This is a genomic window from Kitasatospora sp. NPDC056800 (assembly GCF_042789775.1).
GTDB lineage: Bacteria > Actinomycetota > Actinomycetes > Streptomycetales > Streptomycetaceae > Kitasatospora.
In genome coordinates, this window is record NZ_JBHUAL010000007.1 from 55,814 (window position 1) to 80,868 (window position 25,055).

Genomic DNA, 25,055 nt, shown 5'->3' on the forward strand with positions numbered 1-25,055 from the left:
TCGACCCCGGGACTGTGTGGGCCGCCCACATAGTCCCGGGGTCGGCCGCTTCCTACCTTGTGGCGACATCGTCTCCCCCCTGGTTCTGGAAGTGGTGGCCATGAGCACCTCCGCACGAGGTACGGCGGCGAGCAGTTCACTCCCGAGAGTGGTGGCTGCGAGCCTGATCGGCACGACGATCGAGTGGTACGACTACTTCCTGTACGGAACGGCGGCGGCCCTGGTGTTCGGGAAGCTGTTCTTCCCGCACAGCGATCCGCTGACCGGGACGCTGCTCTCCTTCCTGACCTACGCGATCGGCTTCGCGGCGCGGCCGCTCGGGGCGCTGGTGTTCGGGCACTTCGGGGACCGGGTGGGGCGGAAGAAACTGCTGGTGGTGAGCCTGCTGCTGATGGGCGGGTCGACCACGGCGATCGGACTGCTGCCGACGTACGACTCGATCGGGGTCGCGGCGCCGGTGCTGCTGACGGTGCTGCGGCTGGTGCAGGGCTTCGCGCTCGGCGGCGAGTGGGGCGGCGCGGTGCTGCTGGTGTCGGAGCACGGGGACCAGCGGCGGCGGGGCTTCTGGGCGTCATGGCCGCAGGGCGGGGCGCCGGCCGGGAACCTGCTGGCGGCCGGGGTGCTGTCGCTGATGACGGCGGTGCAGTCGGACGCGGCGTTCCTGGCCTGGGGCTGGCGGGTGCCGTTCCTGCTGTCGGCGGTGCTGGTCGCGGTCGGGATGTGGATCCGGCTCGCGGTGGACGAGTCGCCGCTGTTCAAGCAGGCGCTGGCGGCGCAGCAGTCCCGGAAGGCTCCCGAACGGCCGCCGCTGGTCGAGGTGTTGCGGAACCACTGGCGGGAGGTGCTGGTGGCCATGGGCGCGCGGATGGCGGAGAACATCTCCTATTACGTGATGACGACGTTCGTGCTCGTGTACGCCGTCAACCACGCCCACTTCTCCAAGCAGACCGCGCTGAACGCCGTGCTGGTCGCCTCCGCGATCCAGTTCGCGCTGATCCCGCTGTTCGGCGCGCTGTCCGACCGGGTCGGGCGCAGGCCGGTCTACCTGGTGGGCGCGGTCGGGGTGGGCGCCTGGGCCTTCGTCTTCTTCGGCCTGGTCGACACGAGGTCCTTCGGCTCACTGCTCGCCGCCGTGACCGTCGGACTGGTCTTCCACAGCGCCATGTACGCGCCCCAGGCCGCCTTCTTCTCCGAGCTGTTCGCGACCCGGATGCGGTACTCGGGCGCCTCGATCGGGGCCCAGTTCTCCTCCGTGGCGGCCGGCGCCCCGGCGCCGCTGATCGCCACCGCGCTGCTCAAGGACTACGGCAGCGCCACCCCCATCGCGGTGTACGTCGCCATCGCGGCGGCGGTCACCGTCCTGGCGGTGCTCTGCGGCCGGGAGACCAGGGGCCTGGACCTCGCGGAGGTCGAGGGGCAGGCCGGCCAGGACGGCCCGGAGCCGGACGCCGCCGCGGCCGGAAGGCCCGCCGTCGTCTGAGGGCCGAGCCGGTACGATCGCGCTTTCTCGGAACCGACGGAACCGACGCCGATTGGCAGCACGCACCATGAACCACCCTCAGGAAAGCGCCGCGCCCGCGCTGCGGCGACTGCTCGACCTGCTCGCCTCCGGCGCCGCCACCGAGGACTTCGCCGACGTGCTGGCCGACGCCCGCCGCCGCGGGGCGCCGGCCGCCGTCCTCGCCGAGATCGACGACGCCACCTGGCAGGCCCTGCGGGTCCACCGCACCCTGCGTCAACACCGGCGCCGCGAAGCCGAGTTGACCGCCCTGTTCGACACCGCCGGGGACCTCGCCGCCTCCCGGGACCTGGACACCGTGCTCCAGGCGATCGTCCGCCGGGCCCGGATGCTGCTCGGCACCGACACCGCCTATCTGACCCTGCCGGACGAGGCCGCCGGCGACACCTACATGCGGGTCACCGACGGCTCGGTCTCCGTCCTGTTCCAGACCCTGCGGCTCAGCCTCGGCCACGGCCTGGGCGGGCTGGTCGCCCAGACCGCCCGCCCGTACGCCACCCCCGACTACCGCACCGACGAGCGCTTCCACCACACCGGCACGATCGACGCGGGCGTGCTGGACGAGGGCCTGGTGGCGATCATCGGGGTGCCGCTGCTGCTCGGCGGGCAGGTCATCGGCGTCCTGTTCGCCGCCGACCGCTCGCCGCGCGCCTTCTCCCCCGACGAGGTCGCGCTGCTCTGCTCGCTGGCCGCGCACGCCGCGATCGCCCTGGACACCGCCAAGTCGCTGGCCGACACCCGGGCCGCGCTCGCCGAGCTGAACGCCGCCAACGAGCTGGTCCGGGCCCACTCCGCCGCCGTCCAGCGCGCCGAGCAGGCCCACGACCGGCTCACCGACCTGGTGCTGCGCGGCGCCGAGGTGCCGGACGTCGCCGCCGCCGTCGCCGCCCTGCTGGGCGGGGAGATAGCGGTCCTGGACGCCGAGGGCGAGCCGCTGGCCGGACGCTCCGCCCCCGCCGCCGAACTGGCCGAGGCGGTCGCCGCCTCCCGCGCCGAGGGCCGGTCCGTACGGCACCGCGAGCAGTGGGTCTGCGCGGTGCTGGCCGGGCACGACGCGCTCGGCACCATGGTGCTGCGCGGCCGCCCCGACCTCGACGACGCCGACCGGCGGCTGTTCGAGCGGGCCAGCGTGGTCACCGCCCTGCTCCTGCTGCTGCGCCGCTCCGTCGCCGAGACCGAGAACCGGATCCGCGGCGACCTGCTCACCGACCTGCTGACCGCCCCCGAGCGCGACCCGGCCGGGCTCACCGCCCGCGGCCGCCGGCTCGGCGTCGACCTCGCCCGGCCGCACCTGGTGCTGGTCGCGGAGCCGGCCGACGGGAAGACCGACGAGCGCGGACGGCTGGCCGGGGCGGCCCGGCGCTACCTGTTCGGCTCCCGGGGCGTCAGCGCCGAGCACGCCGAGACGGTGGTGCTGCTGACGCCCGTCGAGAGCGGCAGCGGCGGCAGTGGCAGCGGCGGCGCGGTCGGCGCCGGCGACCCCGAGGAGACCGCCCGGCAGGCCGCCGAACGGCTGGCCCGGCTGGCCGGGTTCCCGGTCACCGTCGGCGCGGGCCGCCCGGCCGCCGGGCCGTCCGCGCTGGCCGCCTCCTACGGCGAGGGCCTGCGCTGCCTCCGGGCCCTGCGGGTGCTCGGCCGGGCCGGGGAGGGCGCCTCCGCCCGGGCGCTCGGCTTCCTCGGCGTGCTGCTCGGCGACGGCCACGACGTGGACGGCTTCGTCGGCGCGACGCTCGGCCCGCTGCTGGCCTACGACGCCCGGCGCGGCACCGAGCTGGTCCGCACCCTGCGCGCCTACTTCGACTGCGGCGGCAGCCTGACCAGGGCCAAGGACGAGCTGCACGTCCACGTGAACACCGTGGTCCAGCGGCTGGACCGGGTCGAGGCGCTGCTCGGGCGGGACTGGAACCAGCCGGAGCGGTCGCTGGAGCTCCAGCTCGCGCTGCGGCTCCAGCTGCTCGCGGGGGGCTGAGCGGGGCAGGGCGGCCTAGCGGGCTGGGCGGGGCGGCTGCCCGCAGGCGGCTGAAGGGGTTCGGACGGGCTGGGCGTACAGTGGCGAGGTTGGTCTCGAACGCCTGGCAAGGAGCGGCAGCGGTGAGCGAGAACGTGCGTTTTGTTCGCATGGGCATAGGTGAGCGGACCGTGCCCTACCAGGAGGCCTGGGAGGAGCAGCAGCGGCTGCACGCGCTGCGGGTCGCGGACGAGATCCCCGACACCGTCCTGCTCCTGGAGCACCAGTCGGTGTACACCATGGGCAAGCGCACCAACCCCGCCGACCTGCCGCTGGACGGCACGCCGGTGGTCGAGGTCAACCGCGGCGGGGAGATCACCTGGCACGGCCCCGGCCAGCTGGTCGGCTACCCGATCGTCAAGCTGCCCGACCCGATCGACGTCATCGCCTACGTCCGCCGGCTGGAGGAGGCGCTGATCCGCACCGCCGGCGAGTTCGGCATCGACTCCACCCGGGTCGAGGGCCGCAGCGGGGTCTGGGTGCTGGGCGAGTCCATCCCGGACGCCGTGGTGGACCCGGCGCAGGTCGTGGACATCGGCAAGCTGACCCTGCGGATGGGCCTGCCCCTGGGCATCGACCCGCGCCTGGCCGGCCCCGAGTACGCCCCCTCCAACGCCGGCCAGCGCGGGGACGACCGCAAGCTCGCCGCGATCGGCGTGCGGGTCGCCCGCGGGGTCACCATGCACGGCTTCGCGCTCAACTGCGACCCGGACATGACCTGGTTCGACAAGATCGTGCCGTGCGGCATCCGGGACGCGGGCGTCGCCTCGCTCACCGGCGAGCTGCGGCGCGGGCTGTCCGCCGCCGAGGCGGCACCGGTGGTCGAGCGGCACCTGGCGGCCGTCCTCGCCGAGCTGCCGGAGCCGGCGCTCAGCCGCTGAGCCCCGCTGCCCGGCTCCGGCGCACCGCCGGACACCCAACCTGATGTGCCCTGACGGCCGTCCGCCCCGACAGCCGTCCGCCCCGCTGTCCTGACGGCCGTCGGAAATCCCGGCGGCCGCTGGGAATCTACCGACCGGTAGCCATGTTGCCCTGCGATTGCAGGGCAACAGGCCCGACGAAGGCCGTACAACCACAGGCGTACCCTGGGGGTACCCCGTCTAGTTCTAGGAGTCGCACGTGTCCGCTGTCGCGCCCGACGGCAGGAAGCTGCTCCGCCTGGAGGTCCGCAACAGCGAGACCCCCATCGAGCGGAAGCCCGAGTGGATCAAGACCCGCGCGAAGATGGGCCCGGAGTACAACGCCCTCCAGTCGCTGGTGAAGAAGGAGGGGCTGCACACGGTCTGCCAGGAGGCCGGCTGCCCCAACATCTTCGAGTGCTGGGAGGACCGCGAGGCGACCTTCCTCATCGGCGGTGACCAGTGCACCCGCCGCTGCGACTTCTGTCAGATCGACACCGGCAAGCCCGCCGAGTTCGACCGCGACGAGCCGCGCCGGGTCGCCGAGTCCATCGTCACCATGGACCTCAACTACGCCACCATCACCGGCGTCGCCCGCGACGACCTGGAGGACGGCGGCGCCTGGCTGTACGCCGAGACCGTGCGCCAGGTGCACGCGATGACCGCTGACCGCGCGGCCGGCCGCACCGGCGTCGAGCTGCTCATCCCCGACTTCAACGCGGTACCCGAGCAGCTGGCCGAGGTCTTCTCCTCCCGCCCCGAGGTGCTCGCGCACAACGTCGAGACGGTGCCGCGGATCTTCAAGCGGATCCGCCCGGCCTTCCGCTACGAGCGCTCGCTGGACGTCATCACCCAGGCCCGCGCGGCCGGGCTGGTGACCAAGTCCAACCTGATCCTCGGCATGGGCGAGACCCGCGAGGAGGTCAGCCAGGCACTGGCCGACCTGGTCGGCGCCGGCTGCGAGCTGATCACCATCACCCAGTACCTGCGCCCCTCGCTGCGCCACCACCCGGTGGAGCGCTGGGTGAAGCCGCAGGAGTTCGTCGAGCTCCAGCAGGAGGCCGAGGAGCTGGGCTTCGCGGGCGTCATGTCGGGCCCGCTGGTGCGGTCCTCGTACCGGGCCGGCCGGCTGTACCGGCAGGCGCTGGAGCGGCGCGAGCAGGCCGCGGTCTGACGGTCTCCTGACCGGTACGGTCCGATCGGGCCGGTCGGACCGTTCGGTCCGACCGTGTTGTTCGAGCCAGGGAAAGGGCGGAGCTTCGGCTCCGCCCTTTCGGTTTCACCACGCTTTGACGGCCTGGTCACGGGCTGGTAACACGGGGTGGGGACGCTGGACGCCTGGTGAGTGTTCGATTCTTCTCGGCCACCACGGCCGGCTCGGTCACCACGGCCACCACGGCCGTCTCACCCGGCTCGGCCGGCTCGGCCCCCATCAGCCCGGAGAGGAGCTGTTCGGCATGCGGATGCGGATCCGATCGGTCGGAGTGGCACTGCGGTACGCCGAGAGCGTCCTGCTGGCCCCCGGCCAGCAGCACGCGCGCCGCAACGCGTGGGCGGCGGTGTGCGAGAACCGCCGGTACGCGGCGGACCGCCGGCACGACGACGCGGAGGCCGCCCGGACCACGCCGCAGCCCCTCTCCACGCCCCCGGGCCGTCCCGCGCCACGGACCCGTTCCACGCCACGGAAGTGAGCCCCCGGCGTCGCTGTGCGCGACGGCGCACCGGCGCACGGGTCACGGTTGGGGCGAACGGGTACCCGGGCTTGGATATCCCGTACCCGTGCCACGTACCATGAGCGTTATGGCGAGGGAAACATCCGAGAACCCCGGACGGCTGAAGCAGATCCGTCTGGCGTACACCATGACCAAGAAGGTCGACACCAAGATCGGCCTGATCATCGCCGGCGTCGGCCTGCTGACCTTCGGCGTGTTCCTCGCCATCGGCTTCGCGATCGAGCATCCCGTCTACCTGGGCATCCTGGGCTTCATCGTGGCCGTGCTGGCCATGGCGATCGTCTTCGGGCGCCGGGCCGAGCGCGCCGCGTTCGGGCAGATGGAGGGGCAGCCGGGCGCCGTCGCGGCGGTGCTGAACAACATCCGGCGCGGCTGGAGCTCCAACAGCACCCCGGTCGCGGTCACCCGTAGCCAGGACGCGGTCTACCGCGCCGTGGGCCGGGCCGGCATCGCGCTGATCGGCGAGGGCAACCCGAACCGGGTCCGCCAGCTGCTGGCCTCCGAGAAGAAGAAGATGGCCCGTGTGGTCGGCGACGTGCCAGTGCACGACATCGTGGTGGGCAACGGCGAGGGCGAGATCCCGCTGAAGAAGCTCCAGATCCACCTGATGCGCCTGCCCCGCGCCATCACCGCCGCCCAGGTCACCGAGACCAACGACCGCCTGCGCGCGCTGGGCGACCTGCTCTCCAAGGCGCCGATCCCCAAGGGTCCGATGCCGAAGGGCGCCCGGATGCCCAAGGGCGGCCAGGCCCGCTGACCCTCCCCCGCCCCTCACGACACGAGAACGGCCCCGCTGAATCCTCAGCGGGGCCGTTTCGGCGTCGTCCGGCATCTGCTGCCGGGCTTGTCCGGACCGTGCTAGATGCGGACCTCGACGGTGCCGACCGCCTTGTCGTGCAGGCCGCGGGTGTCGCGGTCCCAGACCAGCGGCGGCACCACCAGGCAGAGCAGCAGGGTGCGCAGCAGGACCTGCGGGATGGTCGCGCGGCGGCCGTCCAGCCGGACCACCCGGAGGCCGAACAGCCGCTTGCCGACCGTCGTGCCGGTGGTGGACAGCATCAGGGCCGCGACGAGGAAGTACAGCGGGCTGGTCCACAGGTTGGCCTCGGCCTGGTCGCCGCGGGCGATCAGCCCGTACGAGATCAGGGCGACGAGCCAGCCGTCCACGAACAGCGCGCCGATCCGGCGGCCGGGGCCGGCGATCGAGCCGGAGCCCTCCTTGGGCAGCCCGAGGCGCTCGCCGCGGTGGCCGAAGTCGGCGCCCATCTTCTCGGCGGCCGCCCGGGGGCCGTCGATCCACGATCCCAACGCTTCTCTGGTGTCCACGAATCCACACTAACCGGGCTGACGGGTCGCACCGCCACCGGCTCCCCTCCGGCCGGGGCATCACCCCCGACCGGGTGAATCGTCATCCCGGCCCCCTTCCAAGTGGTCCAGACCACTTGCGGAAGGGTGCGCAGCTGGGCGGGGCGATTTGTACCGTCCCGTACATCTTTGCCGCCCGCGAGGCGACCGTGGTTAACATCTAGGAAACGAGCGGGTCACCGGCTGGAAACGACCCATTCCTATGGTGAGCCCAATTCGCACGCCGAGGAGGATGGATGTTCAACAACGCCGCCGAAGTGAAGCAGTACATCCAGGACAACGACGTGAAGTTCGTCGACGTCCGGTTCTGCGACCTGCCGGGCGTCTTGCAGCACTTCTCCGTACCTGCGGCGACCTTCGACCCGTCCGAGATCCTGATGTTCGACGGCTCGTCGATCCGCGGCTTCCAGGCCATCCACGAGTCCGACATGGCCCTGGTGCCGGACCTCGCCACCGCCCGCCTCGACCCCTTCCGGGCCGAGAAGCACCTCAACATCAACTTCTTCATCCAGGACCCGGTCACCGGCGAGGCGTACAGCCGCGACCCGCGCAACGTCGCCAGGAAGGCCGAGGCCTACCTGGCCTCCTCCGGCATCGCCGACACCGCGTACTTCGGGCCCGAGGCCGAGTTCTACGTCTTCGACTCGGTCCGCTTCGAGACCAGCGCCAACGCGTCCTTCTACCACATCGACTCGGAGGCCGGCGCCTGGAACAGCGGCGCCGCCGAGGGCGACGTGCGCGGCTACAAGGTCAAGTACAAGGGCGGCTACTTCCCCGTCCCGCCGGTCGACCACTTCGCCGACCTGCGCGCCGAGATGTCGCTGGAGCTCGCCAAGGCCGGACTGGAGGTCGAGCGCCAGCACCACGAGGTCGGCACCGCCGGCCAGGCCGAGATCAACTACAAGTTCAACACCCTGCTGCACGCCGCCGACGACCTGATGCTGTTCAAGTACATCATCAAGAACGTCGCCTGGCGGAACGGCAAGACCGCCACCTTCATGCCGAAGCCGATCTTCGGCGACAACGGCTCCGGCATGCACGTCCACCAGTCCCTGTGGACCGAGGGCTCGCCGCTCTTCTACGACGAGCAGGGCTACGCCGGACTCTCCGACACCGCCCGCTACTACATCGGCGGCCTGCTGCGGCACGCCCCCTCGCTGCTGGCCTTCACCAACCCCTCGGTGAACTCCTACCACCGCCTGGTGCCGGGCTTCGAGGCGCCGGTCAACCTGGTCTACTCGCAGCGCAACCGCTCCGCCGCGATCCGCATCCCGATCACCGGCTCCAACGCCAAGGCCAAGCGCATCGAGTTCCGCGCCCCGGACCCGGCCTCCAACCCCTACCTGGCCTTCGCCGCCATGCTGATGGCCGGCCTCGACGGCATCCGCAACAAGATCGAGCCGCTGGAGCCCGTCGACAAGGACCTCTACGAGCTGGCCCCCGAGGAGCACGCCAACGTCCCCCAGGTCCCCTCCTCCCTCCCCGCCGTCCTGGAGGCCCTGGAAGCCGACCACGAGTACCTCCTCGCCGGCAACGTCTTCACCCCGGACCTCATCGAGACCTGGATCGACTACAAGCGCACCAACGAGATCGCCCCGATCGCCCTCCGCCCCCACCCCCACGAGTTCGAGCTCTACTACGACCTGTAGACCCCCTCTGACCTGCGGGAACGCAGGTCGATCCCTCCTCGTTTCCGCAGGTCAGGCAGGGCCCTGACCTGCGGAAACGCGTGAAGAGGGGTGGGCTGCAGTACCTCTGTGGCTCGCGATGTGAAATGAGTGTGAAATGAGCAGGGGCAGATCGAACTCACGATGATGCCTTCTTGCCCTTACCAGCACTGAGCAGTACGCCGTCTCGCTGCCCTCAGTACCTATCACTCGGGGCTCCCGGCTCAACGGGTTCGATCTCTTACTAGCACTGCAACCCCCGTAGGCGCCCACACCGCTGTTCTACCTGCTGGAAGCGACCGAGGGGATCGAGCCGTGGCTGCTGAACACCCAGCACATCAAGACCGTGCCCGGGCGCAAGACGGACGTGAAGGACTGCCAGTGGACCTGCCTGCACGCACCGCGCACATGAGGGGAACGCATTGGCGGTATCGGCGCTGCGCGGATCAGAGTTGGACGGCGCCGTCGAGCAGCTTTCCTTCCGGGACCAGCGGCAATTCGAGGGAGTCGAGCATGTCCCTGTAGCGCTCCGCGAGCTGGGGGGGTGGTTTCTGCTGTAGGCGACCAGCTCGCGAACGAAGCCTAGCCCGATTCGGCGTGCGTGTCTGGCCCAGCGGAGCGGCACCGCGTTCTCCGGGGTGATGGTGAGGCCGATGCCCTCGACCGCGAACAGGAGCGCGGCGGATACCTGGCCGGTCCTTACGACGGCTCGCGGGGTGAACCCGAGACCGCCGTGACCCGGTCCACCACCTCGCTCATGCCCTGCTCGGACTCGTAGAGCACCCAGTCGGCCTCCTTCAGCTCGGTCGGTTCCGCGGACTCGCCCGGTGCGTGTTCGTTGGGTCCGACGACCACCATCTCCTCGAATCCGAGAGAAACCGCCGGACCTTCCCACGCGGTGACCGGACGAGCAGTTCGGTCGCCCGCACCGCTGGTGGGGAGGGGTGGGCTTCATCCACGGCCATCAGCCGCCGCTGGACGAGCAGGAGCCACCCGCCGAAGAATGCCCAGTCCGCGCGGTGCATCTGGCGTGAGGTCAGCCAATCCCTGCGGCGGTGACTCCGTGCGACGACCCGCTGATGCACGACGGTGACGAGATGCTGATCCTGCTTGCCGACTGCCCATCCGCCACCTGCATACGCCGCTCTACTGGTGTGTAATGACCAGTCAGCGTGTTTGGTCGGGGGCCTGTCCCCGCAGGCCAAGGCTCTTGGCAGAACTGGACGGGTCCTGCCGGGCTTGGTTGGGACAGTCCCGCTCTATGACCACCTCACAGGAGCCAGATAGGGATATCGCCGGTGACGTCGTTTGCGGTCCGCCATGCCTGGTACTCGGCAGCCAGCGATTCCCTATGCTCAGGAAGTGGCCGACAGTTGAAGGCGGTGGGCGGGCACTGGACCCGTCCAGGCCCGGCCGCCCATGGGCCCTCTCCCTGGAGGAGTGCTGCTGGTCGCGGCGTACTACCCAACCAACCTTACGATGCGCGATGGCCGCGAACTTCGCCCGCCGACGAGAGCCTTCCTGCGCTCTCGCTCCCGATCCGCTCCACCCCGTGGTCGTCTCCAGACCAAGCCTGACGGCTAATCAATGAGCAGCGGAATGAGCCCATCTCGGCCCGTTGTCAGTGATCTCCTCTACGCTGTGCATGCAGACTGCTCGACGTGATGGCGAGGTGTGGTGGAGCAGGACACCGGACTCAGAGTGAGGGTCCCTCCAAGAGCGTCCGCCCTGATGGAGAGCTTGCGTTCGTTCGGCTACGACATGGCCACCGCGCTCGCGGACCTGGTCGACAACAGCATCGCGGCCGGAGCTACTCAGGTGCGGGTCGATTACTCGACAACGGAGGGCCAGAGCTGGGTCGCGATCGTCGACGACGGGAAGGGTATGACCGAGGCCGCGCTTCACGAGGCGCTGCGGTTGGGAGGGGACGGGCCAGCGGCCTTCCGCGACCAGACCGACCTCGGGCGCTTCGGCCTCGGCCTGAAGACGGCCTCTCTGTCCCAATGCCGTCTGCTCACCGTCTTGTCGCGAACAGGAGACGGACTCATCTGTCGCTCGTGGGACCTCGAGCACGTCACGAGGGTCGACGACTGGGAGGTACTGGCAGAGGCTGACGCTGACGCGCTGCGGATCGTGGAGGAGGTCGGCTTCAACGGAACCGGAACGATGGTGCTTTGGAGGCGTCTCGACAACGCCGGCGAAGGAAGGGTGCTCGCCCAGCGCCTAGGCCAGGCCCGAGTCCGGCTGGCCATGTGGTTCCAAAGGTTCCTGACCGCCGGAACGGTCGACCTCCGGGTCGGCCAACGCAGCGTCAGCCCCTGGGATCCGTTCTGGCGGAAGTGGATGGCCACGCAGGACCTGGGCACGGAGTTCCTGGGTCCACAGGGGGAGGTGAAGGTCACCCCGTTCGTCCTTCCCCACCCTTCGAGGCTCAGCAACAAGGAGCTGGACCTCGGAGCCGGCCCGCGCGGGTGGAACGCTCAGCAGGGCTTCTACGTGTACAGACGCAACCGCCTGGTCTCCGCTGGCGGCTGGTTGGGGCTCCCGGATCTCACCATCACCCCGCAGGCCCGACTTGCCCGGATCGAGGTGGACATCGACCAACACGCTGACTCGACCTGGCTGGTCGACGTACGCAAGTCCCGAGTGCACCCGCCATCCGAGCTTGAGGCCGACCTTGCGCGCCTGGCCGGCGCTGCACGTGAAGCCTCGGTCCGGGCCTTCCGGCAGCGCGCCGTGACCCTGAACCGGAGCAGGGGTGGGCAGATCACCTTCGGCTGGCTACCGCGGCAGAGGGACGGCGCGACCGACTATGTCGTCAACCGTCAGCATCCCGTCGTACAGGCGGCGTTGGAGGAACCCGGCAGAGCAACCGTCGAGGCCCTGTTGCGCCTGGTCGAGCGCACCGTGCCGGTTGGGCTGATCGCCATCGAGGCAGAGCGGGACGAGACCCGCACCCCGCAGGCGGCCCTGGAGCACGTCGACGAAGAGGGGGTCCGATCCGAACTGGCGGCGATGCTCGTCGGGCTGCCGAAGGATCCCGTCGCGCGGGATCGCCTGGTTCGGGCTCTGGCCTCGGTCGAGCCTTTCAACCGCTTCCCAGCCCTGGTGTCTGAACTGACCGCAGAAGTGAGCACGGACGGAGAGAGAGCATGAGCAGCGACGACCTGAAGTTCGCTCTCGACATCGCCGAGGCGATGGTCATGCGGATCGATCGCTCGTCCCGGACCCGAGAGTCCCTCATCAAGGTGGCGGGGGATGTGCACGGGATCGTCCGGCTGGTACGCCCCGGCGTGACCGCGGAGGAGATCGCCCGTGCCCTCGAGGAGCGCTTCAACGTCTGGTCCCCCCGGGAGGTCTGGGTCCTGGATCCGGACAAGCACGACCAGTGGCTCGACAAACGCGAGACCGACATCGAGTGGCGGTACTGGGACCGCTACAGGAACTGGTTGTTGCACAGGAAGGCGTGGAAGCCGGCGACGGTCGAGACCCTCAACGACTCGACGAACACGGTCCTGTCCCTCATGGAAGACCCGCAGCGCCCTGGGGGTTGGCTGACGAGGGGGCTGACCTACGGCCAGGTTCAGTCCGGTAAGACCGCCAACTACACGGGTCTTGTCTGCAAGGCCGTCGACGCCGGATACCGTGTGGTGATCGTCCTCACCGGGGCGCACGAGAGCCTCCGCCACCAGACCCAGGCCCGTCTGGACCTCGAATTCCTCGGGTTCGACACCCGGTTCATGCGTGAGCGCACAGCCGGGTCAACGTACATCGGGGTCGGCAACCTGGACATGAAGGAGCCCCTGCTCTGCATGTCGATGACCACGCAGAACAAGGACTTCAACTCCAACACTCTCGAGTCGACGCCGGTCGATCCGCGACGCGTGCGCCTCCTCGCGGTCGTGAAGAAGAACGCGCGCATCCTGGAGAACCTCCAGCTGTGGCTCCAGGGGCACGGAACGGAGCAGCCTGACGGCAAGAAGGTGATCACAGACCTCCCATTGCTGATCATTGACGACGAGGCCGACTACGCGTCCGTGGACACGAAGAAGCCGCGTCGGGGGCGAACCGCAAGTGATCCTGAGCACGACCCCACGGCGATCAACCGCTGCATAAGGGAGATTCTCGGTACCTTCAAGAAGCGTGCCTACGTGGCCTACACGGCGACTCCGTTCGCGAACATCTTCATCTCGAACGAGACCGACCATCCGAACCACGGGGATGACCTCTTCCCGAGCAGTTTCATCGTGGCCCTGAACCCGCCGTCCAACTACTGCGGTCCGGAGACCGTGTTCGGCCTGGACGATCCAGCAGCGGACGAGGTCCGTGAGCCTCTTCCCATAATCCGGATCGTGGAGGACGAGGCTGCTTGGGTACCCGACGACCACAAGAAGGACCACGAGCCCACGGCCCAGCTCCCCAGTTCTCTCATGGAGGCCGTCAACGCCTTCGTACTCTCGACAGCTGCCAGGAAGGCGCGGACTGCGGAGTACGGGGTGGAACCGGGGCACAACACGATGCTCGTCCACGTCACCCGCTACCGGACCACCCAGGTCGCGGTCGCGCGACAGATCACATCCCATCTACGGGAGATGGACAACCTCTGGGGAGACCACGGGGCTGCCGGCCAGCATCTGCGGGCCCGACTCCGTGAGCTCTGGGAGCGTGACCACGTGAGCACCTACAGCACGTTGCGGGAACGGGCTGATCTCAGCGGCCTCGTCGGGGAACCGGTGGACTTCGACCAGGTCGTCGTCCAGATCCCCGGCGTGATCGAGGAGTGCGTCAAGGGAGTGAAGACCATCAACGGTCTGGCGGCCGACGTTCTCGAGTACGAGTCGACCACACCCGCGACGGTCATCGCGGTTGGCGGGGACAAGCTCTCCCGCGGCCTGACGCTGGAAGGCCTCACGGTCTCCTACTACCTGCGCGCGTCCAGGACCTACGACACGCTCATGCAGATGGGCAGGTGGTTCGGCTACAGGAACGGATACCTGGACGTGACCCGCCTGTACACCACGAAGAGCCTGGTCAACTCATTCGTGCACGTCACGCGCGCGAACCGCGAACTCATGGACCTCGTCTCGTTCCTGGCGGAGACGAACAAGCGACCTGCCGACGTGGGTCTGCGGGTACTCGACGGCTACGAGAAGCTCCAGGTAACCGCTGCCGCGAAAATGCGCAGCTCCACGGTCATCTCCCTCTCCTCGGCTGGCCAGCGGCCCGAGACGCTCTTCATGCGGACGGGCAGGCAGGACGTCGTCGAGAACTACGCCCGTCTGGAGCGCTTGGTCGAGGACATCCGAGACTGCGACCAACTCGAACCGGAGCTGCGGTACGGCAGCACGGGTTTCTTCCGGACGGGGGTCCCCGCCCGACTGGTGACCGAGTTCCTGGACGGCTTCAGCGCGTCGGGGAGGAACCTCCAGGCATCACCCAGCCTCCTCAAGCAGTACATCGAGAACCAGCTCGCGCGGGGCGAACTAACCTCGTGGACTGTCGCCGTGACCGCCGGCGCCTCCCCTCACCAGCGCCTGGACGTCGGCGAGAACACTTTCAGGCAAGTCACCCGAAATCCCCTGGTCGCGAACTCCGACAAGCAGGTGCCGGAAGGCACCGACTTCCCGCTCGGAGTGCTGGTCAGCCCAGGGCACGAGGCGATCGGGATCCCACAGGCGGCCTACAAGCAGGCCATGGAGGCAACTCGGCTGGACTTCAGGAAGAGCGGCGGTGGTAAGGAGCCCGTACGTCCCAGCGGTCGTCAGCTGCGTCAACACCGTGACGCACGTGAGGGGCTTCTCCTGATCTACCCGGTGGACGCGACTCGGGTGGCCTACCCCGACGGCCTTGCCGACGTCGAGCGGGTCGGCGCCGACGGTACGACACAACGACTTCCACTCGTGGGCTACGCGCTGTCCCTGCCGCACTCCGAGACAGCCAAGTCGATCAGCTACCGCGTCAACGAGATCTACCTCAAGGAACTCCAGGGACTGGTCGAGGACACGACCGAAGATTCGGAGGAAGTGTGACAAGCCCCACCACGGTTGAGATATCAGCACTGTTCGGGGTCCTGGAGTCCGACCGGCCCGGCGGCCCCGGGGTGGTACGTCGCCGCCTACCCTCAGTCGCGGCCCTGGACGTGTTCGCGGAGGTCAGGTTCCCGGAGGAGGAGTGGGCCCTCGTCATCGCCAGCATGGAGAGTCTCCGGGACCGTGACCTGGTGCTGGCGAACGGGCTCACCTGCTCCGTCCAGCACGGGAACGTGGAGATCGTCGCGCAGCCGAACACCGACCGCGGGGTATTCTCCGCCCTGCTGGCCGACCTGCTCGGCCACCTCGCCAACACGGCGGCGGCGCCAGCGGCCGGCGTGACTCGTCGGATCACCACCTGGCAACGCATGCTGGGGAGAGGTCTGGGGCAGGTACTCGCCCCAGAGGAGCGAGCAGGGCTGTTCGGCGAGCTCCTCGTACTGAGGGACCTCGTGATCCCGGCCGCACCGGGGAAGGCCGTGTCCGCGTGGAGCGGGCCGCGCGGCGGTGCGAAGGACTTCCTGTGGGGAGATTGGGGACTGGAGGCCAAGACGACCGCCAGTCGCCAGCGGTACCCGAGGTGTCGGATCCACGGCGAGGACCAGCTGGCCACCGGCTCGTTGGAGACTCTGCTGCTCGCGCACCAGACCCTGCGGAGCGACTCCACTGGAACAAGCCTTCCTGACCTGATCGACGAGCTGCGCGGGCACTGCGGTCTTGCCGACCAGCTGACGGAGCTGGAGGACGCCCTGCTGGAGGCCGGCTGGGTCGAGGCCCACCGCCGCCACTACGAGCACGAACGCTGGGTACTCGACGGACGCAGGTTCTACCGCGTCGGCGAGAACTTCCCGCGGATCGTGGACTCGATGCTCCCGTCTGGGGTCTCTGGAGTCTCCTACAATCTAGAACTGCGGCTCTGCGGCCCGTTCCAGGTGGACGAAGCCACGGTCCGGGACCTGCTGGGGGATGCCAAGAGTCGGCTGGGGGATGGGCAGCTTGTCCGAGAGTGACCTGACGGCCTTTGCCGAGGACCTGCACGAGACGGCTCGGGCGAGCTTCGGCGAGTCGACCGGTTCGCCGTACTACAACGACTCGTTCACGGAGGTCGTAGGTGGGTTCCTGACCGAGGACGGCGCCCTCGAGGGAATCGAGCCCTGCTACTTCCGGAAGGAGACCGACACCGGCCGCGGGGCCATGGAGGTCTTCGGATACTTCGTCAGCCGCGGCGGAAGCGTACTGGACGTCGTGGCCGGCGAACCGAACCGCAAGGCCGAGGTCGTCCGCAAGGCCGACGTCCAGCGGATCCTGCGTCGCGCCCGCAACTTCGTGGAACGGTGCCGACAGGGCATCCACCTAGAGCTCGCCGAGACCGACCGCGCCCATCCCATGGCGCTCGCGATCCATAACGCATGGCCCGACCTGACCAGGGTGCGGATCTTCCTCGTCACCGACGGCCGCGTGACGGTGGACACCTGGGAGGAGGACGAGGTCGCCGGCCTCCGGTGCACGTACGAGCTCTGGGACATCGCCCGGCTCCACCGGCTGGCCTCGTCCGGGCGACCGGAGGAGGACACGGTGATCGACCTGGACCCGCCTCTGGCCTGCCTCCCGGTGCCAGGAGACGAGGACTACTCCTGCCTGCTCGCCGCCATACCCGGTGCCGTTCTCGCGGAGCTGTACGACCAGCACGGGGCCAAGCTGCTCCAGCGGAACGTGCGCGCCTACCTGCAGGCTCGAACCAAGGTCAACAAGGGCATCGGCGAGACGGTCCGGAACACGCCCGGCCGCTTCCTCGCCTACAACAACGGAGTGTCGGCGACCGCCGGTCAGGTGGTCACTGAGACCGGGGTCGGCGGAGTCCAGCAGATCACCCGGCTGGTGAACCTGCAGATCGTTAACGGCGGACAGACCACCGCCTCGTTGCACCACATGTGGAACCGGGACCCTCGAAGCCTCGACCGTGTGTCGGTGCCCGCGAAGATCACCGTAGTGGGCGCCGAGGCGCTCGACACGCTCGTCTCGGAGATCTCCCGGTGCGCGAACTCCCAGAACGCGATCAAGGAGGCTGACTTCCAGGCCAACGGTGCGTTCCACGTCGCCCTCGAACGGCTCTCCCGCTCCGTCTGGAGCCCGGCACGTGAGGGGAGCACGGTCCAGTCGCGCTGGTACTACGAGCGCGTGCGCGGGCAGTACCAGGTCGACCTCTCGAGGCGGGACAGGGGCATCCAGCAGCGGGCCTTCCGGATGCAGAACCCGATCGCCCAGAGGTTCGGCAAGACCGACGTCGCCAAGTACGAGCTGACGTACCTGGGGCGTCCCCACGACGTGAGCCTCGGTGCGGAGAAGTGCTTCCAGATATGGACCACGGAGGTCCTGGGGCCACCCGCGGAGCAGACGGTCCCGGACCGCCCGTACTACCACCAGCTGGTGGCCAAGGCGATGCTCTTCGGCCGAGCCAGGAAGATCATCCAGTCGCTCAGGCTCGGAGGCTACCTCGGGCCGACGGCCACGTACGTGACGTCACTGCTCGTGGACCGGTGCGCCGACCGTATAGACCTGGACGAGATCTGGCGGGCACAGGATCTTCCTACCTGGATGCATCACGCCATCCCGGCTCTTGCGGTCGACGTTGTACGGCCACTTCTCGTGGACGCACCGGAAGCTGCCAACGTGACGGAATGGTGCAAGAAGCAGGCGTGCTGGGACCGGGTGAAGGCGTCCCGGTGGACCCCGTAACATTCACACCTGGCAGATCGTTAGGATGTGCGACCAGGGATCCAGTTTCCTGACAACCCGCACACAGTCGGCCGTTTTACCGGGATTCGCCCGGAGGCGGACCGAAGCAGGCGAGCACGGCGCGGACCACCGTGTCGAGTGGGCGCCGAACCGCCGAGGACATCGGGGCGGTTCGGCGCATTCTGCTTGATTGCGGCTGGAAGTCTGTGGTGTCGTGGTCCCCGTCAGCGGGGTTGAGCGGGAGGGTGAGAGTGGCGGGCCGGACTCGTGCGCCAGGTACCTACGGGGTCGCACTGGTGCGCAGCAAGTACCTCAAGCTGGAGGCCCACCCCGACTCCTGCACGCCCGACACCTTCCGGGAGTGGCTGAAGCGACGCCGGCCGGACGACCGTCTGGCTGTGGACCTCTTCTCGGGTGCGGGAGGCCTCAGTCTGGGGCTCAAGCGTGCGGGATGGACCGTCGCCGCGGCTGTGGACAACGACGACCGCGCGCTGGAGACCCACCGGCACAACTTTCCGGGTATGAGTCTCAAGCTCGACCTCGGCAGCCTCAAGGAGCGCAACGAGCTGCTGTCACTGTTCGAGGGAGTCAACGTCGACCTCGTTGCGGGAGGACCGCCCTGCCAGCCGTTCAGCCGGGCTGGCAGCGCCAAGATCCGCGATCTCGTGGCCAAGGGCATCCGCGACGAGCACGACGTCCGCAAGGAGCTCTGGCGCGCCTACATCGACATCGTGCTCGCGCTCAGGCCACGGGCAGTGCTCATGGAGAACGTTCCGGACATGGGTCTGGCGGACGACTTCCGGGTCGTTCGCATCATCGACCAGAAACTCGAGGACGCCGGGTACGCGACCCAGGTCCAGCTCGTCGACACGTGGAAGTTCGGGGTTCCCCAGCACCGGCGGCGCCTTATCCTCCAGGCGCGCAGGGACTCCACGGAGTTCCGCTGGCAGGAGCCGCACAAGAAGATCGTCACTCTCCGCGATGCCATCATCGATCTGCCTCCGATCCCGGTGGACGAGACCGGGAGCCGGGAGACCCCGTACAGCAGGGACGGGAAGAAGCTCTCCCGGTTCGCCGCGGACATGCGGAAGGGCGCTCCCCGGAGACTCGTACACGATCACATGACCCGCCCAGTCCGAAAGGACGACGCGGAACTTTTCGACCTCATGGACTCGAAGAGCCTCTACTCGGATCTCTACGAGAAGTACAAGGACGATCCCGAGAAGAGCAGGCTCTTCCGCTACGACACCGAGAACTTCACGGACAAGTACAACCGCCTCGGCTGGGACGAGCTGAGCCGCACCATCACGGCGCACATCGCCAAGGACGGCTACTGGTACATCCACCCCGACCAGCCCCGGATGCTGACCGTACGGGAAGCCGCTCGGATCCAGACGTTCCCCGACAACTTCCGGTTCGCTGGCATGCGCAGTGACGCCTTCCGGCAGATCGGGAACGCCGTCCCACCGTATCTGGGCGAGGCGGCTGCCCGCGCCATCTGGCCTCACCCTGAGGACTCGGCCTCCGCCCCGCTCCAGCCATTCTGGGGCGTCGTTCACAGAACGCTGGCGGAGTGGGCGACCGAACAGCGTACGAAGTCAGACTGGATCTCCCTTCCAGGACCCAGGATGGGCATCCCCCAGGCAGCGGTCGCCGCCGTGCTCAGCAGCGGCAAGGCGGACGTGGACGGTCTGACCGAGACGATGGCTCACGTAGAGGGCCTCCCACACCTGACCCGGACCGCGTACACGAAACTGGTCCAGTCGGCTGCGCGACCTGCCGCGGTCAGGTCCTTGGAACGTCTCGAGAAACTGGCTGGCAAGCGGAAGGTCTGGGAGGACCCGGACCAGGTCGTAAGCGAGCTCGGCCTCAAGCCGAACGAGAAGGCTGTCTTCAGGCTCCTCCTGGACAACGACCTGCTCCTGGCCACGCAGGGGCCGATCCGCGTTGCAGAGCGTGTGGCCGGGATATGCCTCAACACCGACGCCACCTCGGCGAACGCACTCAACGACGGACGGGTGAACCTCGCGAAACTGGTGGGGGCGGGCGACGAGGCACCCCTCCGCATGGCCGCCGTCCGGTTGCTCAGCCTGACGTACTGCCGCGCTGGCAGTCCGGTGTGCGCCGGCTGCCCGCTCCGGAAGATGTGCGCGAATCACAACGCCGCCAAGGCCGGGCAGGGTGCAGCCGCGCCGTCCTCCTCTCAGGAAGCGAGCGAGGGAGCGCTGTTCTAGAAGGCGGGACCTACCCGCCCGTGCGAGTGGCGGACCGAACGCGAAGCGCCGCAGCGGACGAATCTCGGCGGATCTCGCACTCCCACAGCCGGACGACCGTCCATCCGGCCGCCTCCGCAGCGGCAGTGTTCCGTTGGGCCCGCTGCCTGTTGGTAGTGATCTTCTCCCTCCATCGGTCGGCGTTGGGGCCTCGGAAGTCGCTGGGCCCGTGCTCCGGACACCCGTGCCAGGAGCAGCCGTCAACGAACACTGCCACCCGATGCCTGGGCATCACGAAGTCAGGGGTACACCTGGGCGCCACGGGAACGTGGGGCCGGAAGCGAAGACCGAGAGCGTGAACTCGTTGGCGCAGCACGACCTCGGGTTTCGTGTTACGGGTGACGCGGCCACACAGGTGCGCCCCCGCAGCAGAGCTGACCCATGCTCTCGCCACCTCGGCCCGGTCCTCCTGCCGCTCGTCGTGCTCCCCGGTGTCGTCTGGTCCTGCGGCTGTGGGCCAGACGACACCGCTCCGGGAACTCACAGTGCCGGGTCCCAGTACCCGACCCTTTCCCCGTCGGGGTCTCCGAAAAGGTGCCACCGGGACAGGTTGCGGTTCCAGTGCTGGCACGCGGTCTCAGGGAGGAGGAGACATCCCAAGTCTGCGCCGTCACTGAGCATGTAGTTCGGGTCATACAGGCACGAGTCGTTCTCCTTGGCCCGGGTGACGACGGCATCCAGGTTCTGCTCGATCACCGTGCGGAGCGCGCCCAGGCTGAACTCGGCTCCCCCGTTGGGATACAGGGCAAAGGCGAGGTCGTACGGGAAGAGGTACTCGGACAGGCTGGTCTCGCTGTATCCGCTGTCGACGGCGAGGGCTCACGAGTGTGAATCCCTGCCCGACGTGGGCGGCGCCGGCGGAGTGCAGCAGCGGCTGCATGTACTTGTCGGGATAGCTGCAGGTGGGGTTGTTGCAGTTCCACTGGACGGCGTGGGGGAAACCGCACGTCATGCACTCCCAACGGAAGTCCTTGAAGCTGCTGGCGCGGTCGTTCAGTTTGAAGGTGGTGCGGTTCCTCGGACAGCTCCGGGGAGGCTGCATCTGCGCGAGCTCTCCGCAGCGGTGGGCGAAGACGAACTGCAGCTGGCGGTTTCCGCCCGTGTTCCGGCAGGCGGGACAGGCCGGTGGCCACTCGTCCACACCGGGGCGAGAGTCCACGGCCGTCCAAACGAGGCCGCACCCAGCCCTGGCACACTGGATCACCCGGGGCCACACCCGACAGAACACCTTGCCGGGCGCGACGACCTCGTACTGCCGGTCCGCCAGACCGCCGTCCTGCGGGAACTCGGGAGCGCGGTCGGCTCCCGAGGAGGAGACTCGTCCCACCGACCGCCACCGGGCCACGAACCGCATGGCCTCACCCACCACGTGTTGCCGGTCGAGGTTCGGTCCCTCGAACTCGTCGTCGCGCCCGTACTGGATTACCTGCGCCGTGTAGCCAGCCGTATGGTCGAAGGTCTGGCCTGGACGGTAGCGGTACAGGACCTGGTTCCGGTCCCGGGACATGTCGTCCGACTTCCGCTTGAAGGACATCAGGACCTCCGGTCGGAGAGCACGTAGAAGGGCAGGCCCGGGGCGATGTCGCGCAGGCTCGTCATGGGCCGGTACTCCAGACCGAGGTAGTCGCCGGTGGCGCGGTAGGCCCGGGAACCACCCGCCGACACGCCGGCGCCCGCACCCGCCGTGGCGAGGCCAGCGCGCTCGGCAGCGGCCAAGGCGCCGGCCGGGTGGGGCCACTTGGGGTGGTCGGTGACCTTGTCGATGGTCGTGCTGAGCGCGGTTGCGGCGTCGGCGGCGTAGCCCTTGAGCGTGTCGGCCGAGACGTGCGGGTGCGCGTCGGGGCTTGGGCTGCGGCGGGCGCGATACCCGGAGCGGCTGGCTCGGCGGTCGCGGCCTCCTGGTCGAACCCGTGGGCAGGCAGCTTGGTGAGCTGCGCGACTAGGGCTGCGTAGCGGGCGGTGTCGGCGGTGGTCAGGTCGCCGCGCCAGGTGGCCACGGCGAGCAGCCGCTCGGGCTGCCAGCCGCCGGCTTCGGCGTTGCGCAAGGGCACGGGTGAGCTGGACGTACAGATCCTCGCGGGCGTAGAGCAGCTGGATGTGGGCGGAGACGTCCTCGGCGGGCAGGATGATGCAGCCGCGGTGGCCCACGTGCTAGACCCGGAGCGCGTCGCCCTCGTAGCGGTGCAGGACGTTCCGGGCGTCGCCGGTTCCTGACGAAGTCGGCGCCCCGATTGCTGGTGATCTTCGGTTGTTGTCGCGGGTGACGATCCAGTCGTCCCGGCCCGCGCGGTTGCCGTTGCGCAGCAGGACGCCGTCAGCCTCGACCTGGCCGGCGGCCATGCGCTCGTCGGGGGCGCGGGCGGACAGGTTGGTGACGTCGGCTCCGGCGGCGGCGCTGATCAGCGTGGTGCGGCCCGCGAGCATGTCGGTTCCAGCCGTCGTAGGCGGCCTCGATCATGGCCAGGCGGGAGCCGCTCACGACCCGGTCATTGGCGAGGTAGAAGCCCAGCCCGGCGTTGTCGCCAGTCGCCGAGCAGGCGCACAGTCGCGCCGCGGTCGGCGGCGATCCGGGTGAGGTTGTCCAGGTTGTGGGTGCCCGCTATTCCAGCCTCGTCCACTAGGACCACGTCGCCCGGGTTCAGGGCGAAGCTGGCCAGGCTCGCGGGGACGTTCTCGCCTCGGTTGAGCTGAGGGGCATAGGTGCCCCCGTGTACTCCCAGAGGAACTTGTGTTGCCCTGCACTTGGACTGGTCGTCCTGCGGGCGAACAGATCAGACGCGCGCCGACTTTCTGGCAACATGGTCACTCTGAACGCCGCCCACGAGCGGGTTCTCGGCTCGGTAGCGCTACGTAACGCCCCTCCTGAACGATCGACGAGACCTTCCTCGGCGTCTCTCATCCATTGACGCCGCCTCGTGTGCACTGGTTGTGAAATGATCTTCCACCCGGTCCATGTTTCCGCAGGTCAGAGGCATGTTCGATCAGAACTACGACCTGTAGGACCCTCGTCGGCCCTCGGGTGCGGAACAGGGACCGGTGCCGGGCGGCGCCGGTCCCTTTCGGTTGTGAGGGGGCGGCCGGTGGGTGGGAAACGGGGTTGCGGGGGTGGGTTGGATGGGGGGATGGGACGCAGGGTGAAGGTGGCGCCGACGGTGTACGTGTCGGTGGACGTGGAGGCGGACGGGCCGATCCCGGGGCCGTACTCGATGGTGAGCTTCGGGGCGGTGGTGGCCGGGTGGCACGACGGGGAGGGGTTCCGGCGGGCGGGGGCGGGCGGGGCGGCGTTCTACCGGGAGCTGCGGCCGATCAGCGCGGAGTACGTCCCGGAGGCGCTGGCGGTGTCGGGGCTGGACCGGGCGGTGCTGGAGGCGGACGGGGCCGATCCGGCGGCGGCGATGCGGGAGTTCGGCCGCTGGGTGGAGGGGGTGCGGGGCGGGCCGGGCGGGCGGCGGTACCGGCCGGTGATGGTGGGCTACCCCGCCGTGTACGACTGGCAGTTCCTCTACTGGTACCTGGTGCGGTTCACCGGCTCCAGCCCGTTCGGGCACTCCGGCTGCCTGGACCTGAAGACGCTGTACGCGGCGCGGGCCGGGGTGCCGTTCGCCGGGATCGGGAAGCGGTCGATGCCGCCGGAGCTGCTGCCGGACCTGCCCCATACGCACCACGCGCTGGACGACGCCCGGGAGCAGGCGGAGCTGTTCGCGAACCTCTGGGAGTGGGACGGGGCTACGGAGTGTCCGGGGTGAGGGCGAGGACGGCGAGGTCGTCGGCGAGGAGGCCGGCGTAGCGGTGGACGTCCTGGGCCAGGAAGGAGACCACCCGGTCGGGGGCGGTGGTGCCGAGGGCGGCGAGGCGAGGGGCCAGCGGGTAGAAGGCGCCGGTGGTGTCGCGGGCCTCGCTGACGCCGTCGGTGTAGAGCAGGACGGTGTGGCCCGGGGGCAGCGCGACGGCGATCGCCTTGCTGCGCTCGTCGGCGGGGCCGAGGTGGCCGAGGCCGAGCGGGAGCTCGTCGGCGCAGGACACCGGGGATATGCCCCCGCCGCCGAGGAGCAGCGGGGTGGTGTGGCCGCGGTTGACGATCTCCACGCAGTCCGAGCCGGGCCGGTACTGGAGCAGGACGGCGGTGGCGAACAGCTCGTCGTCGCCGCGGTCGGCGGCGTCGCGCAGCACCGCGCGGTCCAGCTGGTCGGCGAGGTCGACCAGCCCGGGGGTGTCGTACGCGGCCGCCCGGAACGCGCCGAGGACGTCGGCGACGGTGCGGACCGCGGCCAGGCCCTTGCCCCGGACGTCGCCGAGCAGCACCCGCACGCCGAAGCGGGTGTCGCACACCTCGTACAGGTCGCCGCCGACCAGGACGTCGGCCTGGGCCGGGCGGTAGAGGCCGGCCACCCGCAGCCCGCCGGCCCGTTCGGGCACCGGGCGCAGCACGGTGCGCTGCAGGGTCTCGGCGACCGTACGGGCCTGGAGCAGATTGCGGTTCTGCCGGGTGCGCTGCCAGGACAGGGCGGTGCCCATGACGCCGGAGAGCAGGGTGGCGATGTAGACCCAGACGTGGTGCTGCTCGTCGACGTGGTCCGCACGCAGCGCCAGGACGAGCTGGAGGCCCAGCGAGCCGGCCGTGGTGACGGCGGTCAGCACCGGCCCGTAGCTGAACGCGGCCACCACGGGCAGCGCGGTCAGCAGGAAGCCGGCGGCGACGGCGTCCGGGACGACGGCCTCGGCGACCAGGTCCAGCACCAGCAGGAGCACCGGCAGCCAGGGCACCCACCGCGGCGCCCTGGGCTCCAGCGCCGCGGGACGCGGCGGGCGGGGTGCTGTGCGCACGG

At 69.4% G+C, this 25,055-nt stretch carries 20 protein-coding genes; 13 read left to right on the plus strand and 7 right to left on the minus strand.

The features are described from left to right. Positions 1-100 precede the first annotated feature (100 nt). The 6 genes from ACFRQN_RS03245 (at position 101) to ACFRQN_RS03270 (ending at position 6,916) form a co-directional block, all read left to right on the plus strand. Positions 101-1,480: an MFS transporter gene (locus ACFRQN_RS03245; protein WP_049659105.1), complete on the plus strand. Its 1,380-nt coding sequence runs from the start codon at positions 101-103 to the stop codon at positions 1,478-1,480. A 67-nt stretch (positions 1,481-1,547) separates the two neighbouring features. Further along, complete coding sequence (locus ACFRQN_RS03250; protein ID WP_380737828.1) at positions 1,548-3,488, plus strand: helix-turn-helix domain-containing protein; 1,941 nt, start codon at positions 1,548-1,550, stop codon at positions 3,486-3,488. A gap of 149 nt (positions 3,489-3,637) precedes the next feature. Beyond that, positions 3,638-4,408 carry a lipoyl(octanoyl) transferase LipB gene (gene lipB, locus ACFRQN_RS03255; protein ID WP_049656811.1) on the plus strand — a complete coding sequence of 257 codons (771 nt, stop codon included), beginning with the start codon at positions 3,638-3,640 and terminating at the stop codon, positions 4,406-4,408. Positions 4,409-4,646: 238 nt separating this feature from the next. Continuing rightward, positions 4,647-5,600, plus strand: coding sequence for a lipoyl synthase (lipA, locus tag ACFRQN_RS03260; RefSeq protein ID WP_049656812.1), 954 nt, complete (start codon positions 4,647-4,649; stop codon positions 5,598-5,600). A gap of 283 nt (positions 5,601-5,883) precedes the next feature. Further along, positions 5,884-6,117, plus strand: a complete 234-nt coding sequence (locus tag ACFRQN_RS03265) for a hypothetical protein (protein WP_074000875.1) — start codon at positions 5,884-5,886, stop codon at positions 6,115-6,117. A 109-nt stretch (positions 6,118-6,226) separates the two neighbouring features. Continuing rightward, positions 6,227-6,916: a DUF4191 domain-containing protein gene (locus ACFRQN_RS03270; RefSeq protein WP_049656816.1), complete on the plus strand. Its 690-nt coding sequence runs from the start codon at positions 6,227-6,229 to the stop codon at positions 6,914-6,916. Between the two features lie 101 nt (positions 6,917-7,017). Here ACFRQN_RS03270 and ACFRQN_RS03275 read toward each other — a convergent pair whose 3' ends face one another. Then, positions 7,018-7,485, minus strand: coding sequence for an RDD family protein (locus ACFRQN_RS03275; protein ID WP_380737830.1), 468 nt, complete (start codon positions 7,483-7,485; stop codon positions 7,018-7,020). A gap of 275 nt (positions 7,486-7,760) precedes the next feature. Here ACFRQN_RS03275 and glnA point away from each other — a divergent pair, with 275 nt between their 5' ends. After that, complete coding sequence (gene glnA, locus ACFRQN_RS03280; RefSeq protein ID WP_049656821.1) at positions 7,761-9,173, plus strand: type I glutamate--ammonia ligase; 1,413 nt, start codon at positions 7,761-7,763, stop codon at positions 9,171-9,173. Between the two features lie 717 nt (positions 9,174-9,890). Here the strand turns inward: glnA and ACFRQN_RS03285 are convergent. Further along, the gene (locus ACFRQN_RS03285) at positions 9,891-10,049 is read right to left on the minus strand and encodes a hypothetical protein (protein WP_380737832.1); all 159 of its coding nucleotides are present in this window, start codon (positions 10,047-10,049) and stop codon (positions 9,891-9,893) included. A gap of 873 nt (positions 10,050-10,922) precedes the next feature. Here ACFRQN_RS03285 and ACFRQN_RS03290 point away from each other — a divergent pair. From ACFRQN_RS03290 to ACFRQN_RS03310, 5 genes are all read left to right on the plus strand, one after another. After that, the gene (locus ACFRQN_RS03290; RefSeq protein ID WP_380737834.1) at positions 10,923-12,347 is read left to right on the plus strand and encodes an ATP-binding protein; all 1,425 of its coding nucleotides are present in this window, start codon (positions 10,923-10,925) and stop codon (positions 12,345-12,347) included. Continuing rightward, positions 12,344-15,220, plus strand: coding sequence for a Z1 domain-containing protein (locus ACFRQN_RS03295; protein WP_380737836.1), 2,877 nt, complete (start codon positions 12,344-12,346; stop codon positions 15,218-15,220). Before ACFRQN_RS03290 ends, ACFRQN_RS03295 begins: the two co-directional genes overlap by 4 nt. Continuing rightward, a complete protein-coding gene (locus ACFRQN_RS03300) occupies positions 15,217-16,230 on the plus strand; it encodes a PD-(D/E)XK motif protein (RefSeq protein ID WP_380737838.1) in 1,014 nt (337 codons plus the stop codon). Before ACFRQN_RS03295 ends, ACFRQN_RS03300 begins: the two co-directional genes overlap by 4 nt. Next, the gene (locus ACFRQN_RS03305) at positions 16,217-17,956 is read left to right on the plus strand and encodes an AIPR family protein (RefSeq protein WP_380737840.1); all 1,740 of its coding nucleotides are present in this window, start codon (positions 16,217-16,219) and stop codon (positions 17,954-17,956) included. The genes ACFRQN_RS03300 and ACFRQN_RS03305 overlap by 14 nt, the downstream gene beginning before the upstream one ends. Positions 17,957-18,252: 296 nt before the next feature. Next, the gene (locus ACFRQN_RS03310) at positions 18,253-20,190 is read left to right on the plus strand and encodes a DNA cytosine methyltransferase (RefSeq protein WP_380737842.1); all 1,938 of its coding nucleotides are present in this window, start codon (positions 18,253-18,255) and stop codon (positions 20,188-20,190) included. A 10-nt stretch (positions 20,191-20,200) separates the two neighbouring features. On the opposite strand, the gene ACFRQN_RS03315 is transcribed toward ACFRQN_RS03310, so the two are convergent. The 4 genes from ACFRQN_RS03315 to ACFRQN_RS03330 all read right to left on the minus strand — a co-directional run bounded on the left by ACFRQN_RS03315 (position 20,201) and on the right by ACFRQN_RS03330 (position 22,949). Continuing rightward, positions 20,201-20,800 (minus strand): very short patch repair endonuclease, encoded by a 600-nt coding sequence (locus ACFRQN_RS03315; RefSeq protein ID WP_380737844.1) that lies wholly within the window; start codon positions 20,798-20,800, stop codon positions 20,201-20,203. Between the two features lie 962 nt (positions 20,801-21,762). Continuing rightward, a complete protein-coding gene (locus ACFRQN_RS03320) occupies positions 21,763-21,894 on the minus strand; it encodes a hypothetical protein (RefSeq protein ID WP_380737846.1) in 132 nt (43 codons plus the stop codon). Positions 21,895-22,380: 486 nt separating this feature from the next. Then, on the minus strand, positions 22,381-22,653 hold the full coding sequence (locus ACFRQN_RS03325) for a hypothetical protein (RefSeq protein WP_380737848.1): 273 nt from the start codon (positions 22,651-22,653) through the stop codon (positions 22,381-22,383). A gap of 62 nt (positions 22,654-22,715) precedes the next feature. Then, positions 22,716-22,949: an AAA family ATPase gene (locus ACFRQN_RS03330; protein WP_380737863.1), complete on the minus strand. Its 234-nt coding sequence runs from the start codon at positions 22,947-22,949 to the stop codon at positions 22,716-22,718. Between the two features lie 402 nt (positions 22,950-23,351). Between ACFRQN_RS03330 and ACFRQN_RS03335 the strand changes: the two genes are divergently transcribed. Then, the gene (locus tag ACFRQN_RS03335) at positions 23,352-23,975 is read left to right on the plus strand and encodes an exonuclease (RefSeq protein WP_380737850.1); all 624 of its coding nucleotides are present in this window, start codon (positions 23,352-23,354) and stop codon (positions 23,973-23,975) included. Here ACFRQN_RS03335 and ACFRQN_RS03340 read toward each other — a convergent pair. After that, complete coding sequence (locus ACFRQN_RS03340) at positions 23,956-25,053, minus strand: PP2C family protein-serine/threonine phosphatase (protein WP_380737852.1); 1,098 nt, start codon at positions 25,051-25,053, stop codon at positions 23,956-23,958. The two genes, ACFRQN_RS03335 and ACFRQN_RS03340, sit on opposite strands and share 20 nt — an antisense overlap. Positions 25,054-25,055 lie beyond the last annotated feature (2 nt).

What these genes read in the sequence shown, in the direction of transcription:
- ACFRQN_RS03325 (WP_380737848.1), bottom strand. Translation starts at nt 22,653, where the DNA reads ATGCTCGCGGGCCGCACCACGCTGATCAGCGCCGCCGCCGGAGCCGAC.
- glnA (WP_049656821.1), top strand. Translation starts at nt 7,761, where the DNA reads ATGTTCAACAACGCCGCCGAAGTGAAGCAGTACATCCAGGACAACGAC.
- ACFRQN_RS03335 (WP_380737850.1), top strand. Translation starts at nt 23,352, where the DNA reads ATGGGACGCAGGGTGAAGGTGGCGCCGACGGTGTACGTGTCGGTGGAC.
- ACFRQN_RS03285 (WP_380737832.1), bottom strand. Translation starts at nt 10,049, where the DNA reads ATGGTGGTCGTCGGACCCAACGAACACGCACCGGGCGAGTCCGCGGAA.
- ACFRQN_RS03245 (WP_049659105.1), top strand. Translation starts at nt 101, where the DNA reads ATGAGCACCTCCGCACGAGGTACGGCGGCGAGCAGTTCACTCCCGAGA.
- ACFRQN_RS03265 (WP_074000875.1), top strand. Translation starts at nt 5,884, where the DNA reads ATGCGGATGCGGATCCGATCGGTCGGAGTGGCACTGCGGTACGCCGAG.
- ACFRQN_RS03270 (WP_049656816.1), top strand. Translation starts at nt 6,227, where the DNA reads ATGGCGAGGGAAACATCCGAGAACCCCGGACGGCTGAAGCAGATCCGT.
- ACFRQN_RS03295 (WP_380737836.1), top strand. Translation starts at nt 12,344, where the DNA reads ATGAGCAGCGACGACCTGAAGTTCGCTCTCGACATCGCCGAGGCGATG.
- ACFRQN_RS03290 (WP_380737834.1), top strand. Translation starts at nt 10,923, where the DNA reads ATGGAGAGCTTGCGTTCGTTCGGCTACGACATGGCCACCGCGCTCGCG.
- ACFRQN_RS03250 (WP_380737828.1), top strand. Translation starts at nt 1,548, where the DNA reads ATGAACCACCCTCAGGAAAGCGCCGCGCCCGCGCTGCGGCGACTGCTC.
- lipB (WP_049656811.1), top strand. Translation starts at nt 3,638, where the DNA reads ATGGGCATAGGTGAGCGGACCGTGCCCTACCAGGAGGCCTGGGAGGAG.